Source organism: Collinsella sp. LCP19S3_A7, from assembly GCF_052121995.1.
Classification (GTDB): domain Bacteria; phylum Actinomycetota; class Coriobacteriia; order Coriobacteriales; family Coriobacteriaceae; genus Collinsella.
Window position 1 is genome coordinate 59,814 of sequence record NZ_JBQKDE010000005.1, and the last position, 11,287, is coordinate 71,100.

An 11,287-nucleotide genomic window follows, 5' to 3' on the forward strand; every position below is an offset into this window, starting at 1 on the left:
CAATTGGATCCGCCGCCCTTGGCGTTTGGCTCAAAAGGTAGATTTTAAGGCATGGCCCAACAATCTACTCGGCGTCGGGCACCTCGTAGGTGGCAGACGGCGTGTTATCGCACACGACGGTAAAGGCACCGTCCTTGTCGACGTCAACCGTCACCTGATCGCCCTCGCGCACCGTACCGTCGATGATAGCGGCGGCGATGGCGTCCACGACCTCGCGCTGCACCAGACGCTTGAGCGGACGGGCACCAAAGACCGGGTCCAGACCGCCCACGGCGAGCATCTGCTTGGCCGCCGGGGTGATGGCAAGCGTCATGCGCTCCTTGGCCAGACGTGCGCGGACGTCGGCGAGCTGAATATCGACGATCTTTTCGATCTGCGCCATACCGAGCGGATGGAACACCACGATATCGTCGATACGGTTGAGGAACTCGGGGCGGAAAGTCTGAGCCATGGCCGCGTCAACCTGATGGCGCATCTCCTCCTCGTCCTTGCCCGAAAGATCGGCGATAGCCTTGGAGCCCACGTTGGACGTCATGATGATGATCGTGTTCTTGAAGGACACCTGACGACCCTGACCATCGGTCAGACGACCGTCGTCGAGCACCTGCAGCAGCACGTTGAAGACATCCGGGTGAGCCTTCTCCATCTCGTCGAGCAAGATCACGGAGTACGGGCGACGGCGCACGGCCTCGGTGAGCTGTCCACCCTCGTCGTAGCCCACGTATCCCGGGGGCGCACCGATCAGACGCTGAACGCTGAACTTCTCCATGTACTCGGACATGTCGATACGCACGAGCGCGCGCTCGTCATCGAACAGGCACTCAGCCAGCGCCTTGGCGAGTTCGGTCTTGCCCACACCGGTGGGGCCCAGGAAGAAGAAGCTGCCGATGGGCTTGTCCGGATCGGAGAGGCCCGCACGGCTACGGCGCACGGCCGCGGCGACGGCGGAGACGGCCTCATCCTGGCCGATGACGCGCTTATGCAGCTCGCCTTCCAAGCCCTTCAGCTTGTCGAGCTCACCCTGCATCATCTTGGAGACGGGCACACCGGTCCAGGCGCTCACGACCTCGGCGATCTCGTCGGAGGTCACCTGCTCGTTGAGGCCTTCACCGTCCTGCTGCTTTTGTGCCTCGAGCGCGGCCTCGGAATCCTGAATCTGCTGCTGCAGACCCGGAATCACGGAGTAACGCAGCTCGGACGCACGGCCCAAGTCTCCGTTGCGCGTCGCACGTTCCTCTTCGCTCTTGGCCTCATCGAGCTGGCCCTTGAGCTCCTGCACATGGTCGATGGCGTTCTTTTGGTTGAGCCAACCGGCCTTTTGCACGTTGAGCTTTTCCTGGACCTCGGCGATTTCCTGGCGCAGGGTCTCCAGACGCTCCTTGGAGGCGTCGTCGGTCTCCTTCATGAGTGCCTGCTCCTCGATCTGCAGCTGGGTGAGCTGACGCGTGGTGGCGTCGATCTCGACCGGCATGCTGTCGAGCTCCATGCGCAGGCGGCTTGCGGCCTCATCGACCAGGTCGATGGCCTTGTCGGGCAGGAAGCGGTCGGCGATGTAACGATCGGAGAGGTCGGCGGCGGCCACGAGCGCGCTATCGGTAATGTGCACGCCGTGGAAGATCTCGTACTTCTCCTTGAGGCCACGCAGAATCGAGATGGTGTCCTCGACGGTAGGCTCGGAGACCATCACGGTCTGGAAACGACGGGCGAGCGCCGCGTCCTTCTCGATGTACTTGCGGTATTCGTCGAGCGTGGTCGCGCCGATCGCGTGCAGGTCGCCGCGGGCGAGCGCAGGCTTGAGGATATTGCCGGCGTCCATGGAGCCCTCGGTGGCACCCGCGCCCACAATGGTGTGGAGCTCATCGATGAACAGGATGACCTTGCCTTCGGACTTCTGTACTTCCTTGAGCACGGCCTTTAAGCGGTCCTCGAACTCGCCGCGGTACTTGGCACCGGCGACCAGCGCGCTCATGTCGAGCTCGATGAGGTCGCGGTCGCGCAGCGTGCTCGGCACGTCGCCGGCCACGATACGCTGGGCGATGCCCTCGACGATGGCCGTTTTACCGACACCCGGCTCACCGATGAGCACAGGGTTGTTCTTGGTGCGACGGGATAGTACCTGAATGGTACGACGGATCTCGTCGGTACGGCCGATAACCGGATCGAGCTTGCCGGCACGGGCCAGGTCGCAGATGTTGCGGCCGTACTGCTCCAGTGCCTCAAACTGGGTCTTGTCCTCGGCGGACGTCACGCGGTCATCGCCACGCAACTCCTCGTAGACCTGCTCGATACGCTCCTTGGTAACGCCGGCGTCGCGCAGCACGCGGCCCGCCTCACCTTTGTCCTCGGCAAGCGCCATCAGCAGATGCTCGGTCACTACAAAGCTGTCGCCCATCTTGGTGGCCTTTTTCTCGGCCTTCTCGATGACACGGACGAGCTCGTTGGACAGGCCCATCTGCTGGCCCTCGCCCGAAACCTTGGGTGCGCGGTCGATGGCATCTTGCGTGGAGTGTGCAAGCTGGGCTGGGTCGGCGCCGATGCGCTCGATAATCACGGAGATATTGCGCTCGCCGGCACCGAGCAGGGCGGACAGCAGGTGAATCGGCTCCACCGCGCCGGCCTGCGCGTCGGCAGCCGTGCTCATGGCGGTCTGCAACGCCTCGCGCGACGTCATTGCTAGCTTATCGATTCTCATGGAATCACCTCTCTTGGGGCGGCCGCCCTACGGGGCGGCTTCACGTTGTCCGAGAAGTATTGTTGCCAGCTTTGTACGATCTTATACACAAATCTAAGTCTCTATATATAAGATTTTCTGAGTGATTAAGAGATAGGGAGCAGGCACGCTCACCCGCTGCGCTCTCGTCCCCTTACTATCTCAATCAGTAACATCTAGCGGCTGTTTATGGCTCCAGATGTTACAAATCAAGATGAAATGACCAGCGGCACCCGTTTGTCTCAATCTGTAACATCTACTCGGCAAATAGAGCTCTATCTGTTACAAATCGAGACGAACAGAAGACACCCGAATCGAAAATCTAAATCTGTAACACCAGGCCCACTTTTAGCGGCCAAGATGTTACAGGTCGAGACAAACGGGATCACCACAAAGGTGCCTGTCCCCTATGTGGCGGTTCTCGACAAAAAAGAAGCCGCCCCATTAACAGAGGCGGCATCAAGCAAGTCTATTTTTGGCGTCCCTCAAGACCCAACGAGAACGTCGCGGTAGCCCCGGACACACCTTTCCCTCGGGCGACCCTCGCGAAGCGCGTGAGCACGAGGGAAAGGTGTGTCCGGGGCGTACAGCAACGTTACTCGGCAGCGGCCTTGAACTTGTTGTAGTTGATCAGGCAGCCGGCCTTGACGATGGCACGCTCCTCAGCCGTCATATCGGCAATGTAGAGCTCAATCTGCTCGACCGCACCATCGGCGCGCACCACGTAGGCGGCGATGTTCTGCAGATCGCCGTCGAGCGCGGCACGGATACCCGGCACGAAGACGTAGTCGCCCACCTCAAAGTTGGGCTCGGCCTCCATCTGGAAGGGCACCATGCCCCAGTTCATCACATTGGAGCGATAGCGCTTGGTGGCGTACTCGTGGACGATGTTGGCCAGACCGCCAATCACGCGCTGGCAGCTCGCGGCCTGCTCGCGGGCAGAACCGTCACCGGGCTTCTTGGCATAGAGCATGGAGCCGTACTCGGTCGCCTTGGCATCGGCCACGACACCCGCGCCGGCCAGTGCCTCAAACACGCCGGCAAGCTCGGCGTCGAGTGCCGCCAGGTCGCCCGCCGCCTCGCCGGCAACGCGGCGCTTCTCCACGGCGTCGACCTCCTTGGAGCGGCCCACGTAGGCCGGATCGCGGCGGCTGAGCGTAAACTCTGCCAGGCCCAGCGGATTGGAGCGGAAGGAGCTCGTCTCGCCCGAGGGAATGAGCTCGTCGGTCGTGGTGACCGAGTCCATGATCTTGGAGCACACCTTGAGCAGGATATCGTCGCCGAGAGGCTCCATCGCGGGCCACGGCTTGATGTTGGGGCCTTCGACCAGCTCGTCGGCAGGCTCTGCCTTGCCAAAGCCCCAGTACACGCGCTTTTTGTACGGCGCGTCATCAAAGGTGTACTCGCAGGCCTCGTCCCAAGTCTCCTCGGGCAGGTCGGTCGCCGGCGTCAGGACGCCGCCGTTGGCGGCCGTCGCCGCAATGGAGCGAGCGTCCATTAGGGCCACGGCGCTCAGCTGACCATTGCCCGGCTTGGAACCCTCGCGGTTGGGGAAGTTGCGCGTGGTGTGGCGGATGGACAGGCCGTTGTTGGCAGGCGTGTCGCCGGCGCCAAAGCACGGACCGCAGAACGCCGTGCGCACGATCGCGCCGGCCTCCATAAGGTCGTAGATATAGCCACGGCGCGTAAGTTCGAGCGCCACGGGCTGGCTCGTGGGATAGACCGACAGCGAGAACTCGCCGCAGCCGGTGTTGGCGCCCTTGAGCACGCGGGCAGCCTGGACCACGGAGTCGTAGTTGCCGCCCGAGCAGCCGGCGATAACGCCCTGTTGCACGTGAAGCTTGCCGTCGACAATCTTGTCGAGCAGGCTAAAGTGTATCTTGCCCTCGCCGATCTTGGCGGCCTCGAGCTCCACCTCATGCAGGATGTCCTCGAGGTTCTCGTTGAGCTCCTCGATCTCAAAGCCGTTGGAAGGATGGAATGGCAGCGCGATCATGGGCTTGATGCTCGACAGATCGACCTCGACGCAACCGTCGTAGTAGGCGACATCGGCGGGCTTGAGCTCGCGGTAGTCGTCGCCGCGACCGTGCATGGCCAAAAACGCGTGCGTGTCCTCGTCAGTGGCCCAGATGCTCGACAGGCAGGTGGTCTCGGTGGTCATGACGTCGACGCCGTTGCGGTAATCGGTCGTCATGCTCGCGATACCCGGGCCCACAAACTCCATGACCTTGTTCTTGACATAGCCTTTGGCAAAGACGGCACGGATGATGGCGAGCGCCACGTCGTGCGGGCCGACGCCGGGACGCGGGGCGCCCGTGAGGTAGATAGCGACGACGCCGGGATAGGCAACGTCGTAGGTGTCGCGCAGCAACTGCTTTGCCAGCTCGCCGCCGCCCTCGCCCACGGCCATGGTGCCCAGGGCGCCATAGCGGGTGTGCGAGTCGGAGCCCAGGATCATCTTCCCGCAACCGGCGAAGTTCTCGCGCATAAAGGAGTGGATGACGGCGATGTGCGGCGGAACGAAGATGCCGCCGTACTTTTTGGCCGCGGAAAGGCCAAAGACGTGGTCGTCCTCGTTGATGGTGCCGCCCACGGCGCACAGCGAGTTATGGCAGTTGGTGAGCACGTAGGGCAGCGGGAACTGCTCCATGCCCGAGGCGCGCGCCGTCTGGATGATGCCGACGAAGGTGATGTCGTGGCTCGCCATGGCATCGAAGCGAATCTTGAGCGCCTCGGGGTCGCCGGACGTATTGTGTGCCTGGAGGATCGAATACGCGATGGTGCCGCGCTTGGCATCCTCGGGCGTCTGCGTAATACCGCGCTCGGCAGCCTCGGCCGCAGGCACAACCTCGCTGCCGCCGCGCAGGTAGATGCCGTCCTCGTACAGCTTGACCATACTGTCTCCCACTCTGCCCAAAAAATTTGGGCGCATAGCATGCATTCGTTCAATATCGTGCCATAGAACGGTTGCGAATGGGTTACGAATCTGCACGTTCACTTTATCTCGGTAAAGTACAGGACGAGCCCGATGTGGGTCAGCAGATTTGGTGCAAGAGTGTCCCTTTCGACTAGTCATTTAAGAACGTCCCCAATGACTACCCATAACAACGCCGATGTTTTGGCGCGGATAGCGAAAGCCCGCCAGAGCGAGTAAGGCAACGCCGCAGGTAGAGGACGGACAGCGAGCGACGTCCAGAGCGAACAAGTTGGCATGAAAAAGGCAAGGCATAGACCTTCTGGTCATGCCTTGCCTTTTGAATGACAAATTGTCGCTCTGGGCGGCGCGCAGCGTCGACCGGTCCGCCGTTCGTTAGAACGGCGGAACCTAGAGATCCCCGCCGGCTCCCAGTAGCTTGCGCATGACCTGTTCGGGATTAACCGAGCCATCGCGCGGGGCCAGGGAGGTGATCTTCTTCTGCATCTTGTACTCGTGCAGCTCGTCCTCGAGCTGGCGCATGCGGGCGCGGAGCTTTTCGTTCTCGCGCTCGCGCTCCTCGGCACGCTCCTTCATATCGAGGATGCGCACCACGCCGGCAAGGTTGATGCCCTCGTCGGTCAGCTGGTTGATGAGCTCCAGGCGCTCGATATCGGCACGCGAATACAGGCGCGTGTTGCCGCCCGAGCGCTGGGGGTTCACCAGACCCTTGGACTCGTAGACGCGCAGAGTCTGCGGATGCATGCCGGTCAGCTCGGCCGCCACGCTGATCATGTACAGCGGTTTGTTCCTATTGTCCTCGGCCATGCTACCTGACCCCTTTCCGTCTCGTTATCGTCCATCATAAGCCCGCGGGCGTGGGCGTGCACCGCGACCGCCCTAGAACGTCGCCTTGTAGCGGTTAACTTTCTCGCGGTAGTCGCGCGTGTCGGCTTCGCGCAGCTTGGTCATGGCATCGCGCTCGTCATCGGATAGGTTCGTGGGAACCTGCACCTTGATCTCGACGAGCAGCGCGCCCGTACGGCCACGGTGCTTAACGTCGGGCGCCCCCATCTCCTTAAAGCGGAACTTCTTGCCCGTCTGGGTACCCGCAGGCACTTTCAAACGGACCGTCGCACCGCCGGGCGTGGGCACGTCCACCGTACAGCCGAGCGCCGCCTCGTAGACCGAGACCGGTACCTCCATGGTTACGTCGGCGCCTTTGCGCTTAAACAGCGGGTGCTCCTCCACATGCGTGGTCACGACCAGGTCGCCGCGCTCGCCGCCGGCGACGCCATACTCGCCGCGACGCTTGTAGCGTAGCTTGCCGCCGTCGACCGCGCCCGCGGGCACCGAGACCGTAATGGTCTGCTGCTCGCCTGTCGAGGGAATGCGATAGGTGACCTTGTGCGTCACGCCGCGAAACGCGTCCTCGGCCGTCACATCGACGGTCAGCGACAGGTCGCCGCCCTTGCGAGCGCGGCTGCGACCCGCTCCGGCACCGGCAGCGCCTGCAGCCCCGGCAAAGCCCGAGCCCCAATCGCTACCCCAGGCGCCGTTGCCGCTAAAGATGCTGTCGAAGATGTCGCCCCAGCCGCTGGCACCCGCGCCGGCACCGTAGCCGCCGCCATACGCGCCGCCTGCGCCCGGCATGCCGCCAAACATGAGCATCTGGTCGTACTCTTTGCGCTTCTTCTCGTCCGAAAGCGTCTCGTAGGCCTCGCTGATCTCCTTGAACTTGGCCTCGTCGCCGCCGGCGTCGGGGTGATATTTTTGCGCGAGCTTGCGAAACGCGCTCTTGATCTCTTTGTCGGAGGCGCTCTTGGATACGCCCAGGATGTCATAGAAGGTTTTGCCTGCAGCCATCGTAGCTCCTCTCCTGTTTTATCCGTCGCCCAGCGGGCGGCGGTTCATGCTTTCATATGGCACTAGGCCAGAAAGGGCCCCGGGTGTTGCCCCGGGGCCCTTCTCAATTACTCCTCGGTGCTCTCGGCCGTATCGGCCGCAGCATCCTCGGGCGCCGCTTCGGGCTCCGGTGCGGGGCGCTTTTCGCCACCGTAGGTCACCGTCACCATCGCGGAACGCAGGATGCGGTCCGCCATGCGGTAGCCCTTCTGGTACACGTCGTTGACGGTCTCGTCGTACTGCGACGAGTCCTCGACGCGACCCACAGCCTGGTGCTCGAGCGGATCGAACGCCTCGCCCTTGGGGTCGATGGGCTCAACGCCCTCGTGCGCAAACACATCGAGTAGCTTGGCATGCACCGCGTCGACGCCGTCGACGAACTGCTTAAAGTCGTCGGCAAGCTCTTGGCTGCGGGCATGGTCGATCGCGCGCTCGATATCGTCGACCACCGGCAGCAGCGCAGTGACGAGCTTCTCTGTCGCACGCTCACGCTCGGCGATACGCTCGCTGGCGGTGCGGCGACGGAAGTTCTCCCAGTCGGCCTGCAGACGGGCGGTGCGCTCGGTGGCGTCCTTCGCCTTGTCCTCGGCAGCCTTCTGAGCCTCTGCCGCAGCATCGAGCTCATTGCGCACGTCGGCAAGCTCCTTCTGGGCCTGCTCGAACTTGAGCTTAAAGTCGTTGTCGGCGGCTTCCTCACCGGCGCGGATAGCGGCTTCCACCATCTCGTCCTCGGTCATCGTCGCCTCCTTGTTGGAATCCTCTACCTGGTTCTCGACAGCCTCGGCGGCCTCGGCCTCGTTGGCCTCGGTATCGTCGACGGCCTCTACGGGAATCTTCACGTCCTTCTCCTCAGAGTCAACGGGGGCGGCTCCAACGGCAGCCGCCTCCGTGCGAGCTTTACGGGCGGACATGATTACTTGTCCTCGTCGTCCACAACCTCGTAGTCGGCGTCGACGACGTCATCGTCGGCAGGCTGGGCGCCGGCGGCACCGTCGGTCTGCTGCTGAGCGTCGGCGTAGACAACCTGAGCCAGCTCGTAGGCCACGGACTGCAGGGACTCGCCAGCGGCCTTGATGGCCTCGACGTCAGAGCCCTCGAGCGCCTTCTTGGCATCGGCGATAGCGGCCTCGGCCTTGGACTTCACGTCGGCGGAAACCTTGTCGCCCAGCTCGTTGAGGGTCTGCTCGGTGGAGTAGCACAGGCTGTCGGTCTGGTTGCGGACCTCGACCTCTTCCTTCTGCTTCTTGTCCTCCTCGGCATGAGCCTCGGCGTCCTTGACCATACGATCGACTTCTTCGTCGGACAGAGCGGTGGAGCCGGAGATGGTGATTTGCTGCTCCTTGCCGGTGCCCTTGTCCTTAGCGGAGACCTTGACGATGCCGTTGGCGTCGATGTCGAAGGTTACCTCGATCTGCGGCACGCCACGGCGGGCAGCCGGGATACCGGTCAGCTGGAACTTACCGAGCGACTTGTTGTCGCGGGCAAGTTCGCGCTCGCCCTGGAGCACGTTGATCTCGACGCTGGTCTGGTTGTCGGCAGCGGTGGAGTAGACCTCGGTCTTGGAGGTCGGAATCGTGGTGTTGCGGTCGATCATCTTGGTCATGATGCCGCCCATGGTCTCGACGCCCAGCGACAGCGGGGTAACGTCGAGCAGCAGGATGCCCTCGACGTCGCCGGTGAGCACGCCGCCCTGGACGGCAGCGCCGTCGGCAACGACCTCGTCGGGGTTCACGGACATGTTGGGCTGCTTGCCGGTCATGGTCTTGACGAGCTCCTGGACGGCGGGCATACGGGTGGAGCCGCCGACGAGGATGACCTCGGTCAGATCGGAGAGCTTAAGGTTAGCGTCGCGCAGGGCGTTGGTGACAGGCTGCTTGCAGCGCTCGAGCAGGTCGCGGGTGATCTTCTCGAACTCGGCGCGGGTCAGCGTGTAGTTGAGGTGCAGCGGGCCGGACTGGTTCATGGTGATGAACGGCAGGTTGATAGTGGACTGCTGGGCGGCGGAGAGCTCCTTCTTGGCGTTCTCGGCGGCCTCCTTCAGACGCTGCAGGGCCATGGGGTCCTGACGCAAGTCGACACCGTTCTCCTGCTGGAACTTATCGGCCATCCAGTCGATGACGCGCTGATCCCAGTCGTCGCCGCCCAGGTGGTTGTCGCCCGAGGTGGACAGAACCTCAAACACGCCGTCGGCGAGGTCGAGGATGGAGACGTCGAAGGTACCGCCGCCCAGGTCGAAGACCAGGATGCGCTGGTCGGAGCCCTGCTTGTCCAGGCCATAGGCCAAAGCGGCAGCGGTCGGCTCGTTGACGATACGCTTAACGTTGAGACCGGCGATCTTACCGGCGTCCTTGGTGGCCTGACGCTGGGCATCGTTGAAGTAGGCCGGGACGGTGATGACGGCGTCGGTGACGGTCTCGCCCAGATACTTCTCGGCGTCGGCCTTCATCTTTGCGAGCGTCATGGCGCTCACCTGCTCGGCGGTGTATTCCTTGCCCTCGATGTCGACGACGGCACGGCCACCCTGGCCCTCCTTGACCTCATACGGCACGGTCTTGAGCTCGGAGGTGCACTCGGAGTACTTGCGGCCCATGAAGCGCTTGATGGAGAACACGGTGTTCTTGGGGTTGGTGACCGCCTGGTTCTTAGCGGCCTTGCCCACGACGCGATCGCCGTCGGCACGGAAGCCCACGACAGACGGGGTGGTGCGGTCGCCCTCGGCGTTCACGATGATGGTCGGAGAACCGCCCTCGAGAACGGCCATTGCGGAGTTAGTAGTACCAAGGTCGATACCAAGAATCTTGCCCATTAGAAATTCCCTCTCTCTTGTGCGTTTGCACCGACTCGGCGGTCTGCCAAGCGGTCTTTCGGTTTGTCTTTCAGGATGTAGTGTATCCCCTTATGGACCGGAATATACAAAATCTAAGTCAATTCATATAAGATTTCTTATCACTTAGAGTTTAGGTTCTCGAATGCGCAGGTAAACGCGCTGATTGAGTTCTCGGCAAATCTATCGAGATCTATGTAGAGATGGCTGAGGTTTGAGCCGGGGGTGCCTGGGGCTGCTTTACGGAAAGCTCGTCCCGGTTTGAGTGTGGATTCCGGGTCGCAGTTTCCGTCTGAAGGCTCAACCGGAAACCATATCCCGTTTTGAGAGCTGATACCGGGTCGCAGTTTCCGCTAGCGGGCCCAACCGGAAACTGCGACCCGTTTTTCGACCAGGTAACGGGATGCGCTTTCCGAAAGCCCACTCAATTGCTCAATAATTCGAGTCACCTTTATCTAACATTTGCACAGCTCACCAGCCTCACCTGTGCATTTCTTAGTAAGCCTTGGCATACTCGGCGAATGGTATGAAGATGCCGGCCAGAGGGTATTGCAAACGGTCGCTCACGTGGTATGTTTTTGCCCGAATCAAACCGGCGCGCATCGCCTGTAGCGTCGGTCAACAGAGAGGAAACTACCATGGCTCATCCCGTAATTGATGCCGACGAGTGCATCGCTTGTGGCGTTTGCGTCGACTCCTGCCCCGCTGGCGTTCTGGAGCTCCAGGACGTCGCTACCGTTGCTGACGAGGACTCCTGCGTCGCCTGTGGCGCTTGCCAGGACGCTTGCCCCGCCGGCGCGATCACCGAGATCGTCGAGGAGTAACAGCTCTTCCACCTGCACACACTCAAAAGTACACCGTGCACAAACAAAAAGGAGGCCTCCGCATCGCCGCAGAGGCCTCTTTTTTGTACGGATAGCTAATTTGGCACCGT

General features: G+C 62.1%; 8 protein-coding genes. 2 read left to right on the plus strand and 6 right to left on the minus strand.

All coding sequences use genetic code 11. From position 1 onward, the window contains the following. Positions 1-64: 64 nt before the first annotated feature. Positions 65-2,692, minus strand: a complete 2,628-nt coding sequence (clpB, locus tag ACTQV3_RS03705) for an ATP-dependent chaperone ClpB (RefSeq protein ID WP_154518122.1) — start codon at positions 2,690-2,692, stop codon at positions 65-67. A gap of 207 nt (positions 2,693-2,899) precedes the next feature. Between clpB and ACTQV3_RS03710 the strand changes: the two genes are divergently transcribed. Continuing rightward, positions 2,900-3,223, plus strand: coding sequence for a hypothetical protein (locus tag ACTQV3_RS03710; protein ID WP_441535753.1), 324 nt, complete (start codon positions 2,900-2,902; stop codon positions 3,221-3,223). A gap of 82 nt (positions 3,224-3,305) precedes the next feature. On the opposite strand, the gene ACTQV3_RS03715 is transcribed toward ACTQV3_RS03710, so the two are convergent. The 5 genes from ACTQV3_RS03715 to dnaK form a co-directional block, all read right to left on the minus strand. Further along, positions 3,306-5,606: a hydratase gene (locus tag ACTQV3_RS03715; RefSeq protein ID WP_441067410.1), complete on the minus strand. Its 2,301-nt coding sequence runs from the start codon at positions 5,604-5,606 to the stop codon at positions 3,306-3,308. Positions 5,607-6,035: 429 nt separating this feature from the next. Next, on the minus strand, positions 6,036-6,452 hold the full coding sequence (locus ACTQV3_RS03720) for a heat shock protein transcriptional repressor HspR (RefSeq protein WP_427719306.1): 417 nt from the start codon (positions 6,450-6,452) through the stop codon (positions 6,036-6,038). 72 nt (positions 6,453-6,524) lie between these two features. Then, positions 6,525-7,490: a DnaJ C-terminal domain-containing protein gene (locus ACTQV3_RS03725; RefSeq protein ID WP_154518131.1), complete on the minus strand. Its 966-nt coding sequence runs from the start codon at positions 7,488-7,490 to the stop codon at positions 6,525-6,527. A 107-nt stretch (positions 7,491-7,597) separates the two neighbouring features. Then, the gene (locus ACTQV3_RS03730) at positions 7,598-8,440 is read right to left on the minus strand and encodes a nucleotide exchange factor GrpE (RefSeq protein ID WP_427727348.1); all 843 of its coding nucleotides are present in this window, start codon (positions 8,438-8,440) and stop codon (positions 7,598-7,600) included. Between the two features lie 2 nt (positions 8,441-8,442). Then, positions 8,443-10,335 (minus strand): molecular chaperone DnaK, encoded by a 1,893-nt coding sequence (gene dnaK / locus ACTQV3_RS03735; protein WP_154518137.1) that lies wholly within the window; start codon positions 10,333-10,335, stop codon positions 8,443-8,445. 590 nt (positions 10,336-10,925) lie between these two features. Here dnaK and ACTQV3_RS03740 point away from each other — a divergent pair. Next, positions 10,926-11,177, plus strand: a complete 252-nt coding sequence (locus tag ACTQV3_RS03740) for an indolepyruvate ferredoxin oxidoreductase subunit alpha (RefSeq protein ID WP_158564522.1) — start codon at positions 10,926-10,928, stop codon at positions 11,175-11,177. Positions 11,178-11,287: the final 110 nt, after the last annotated feature.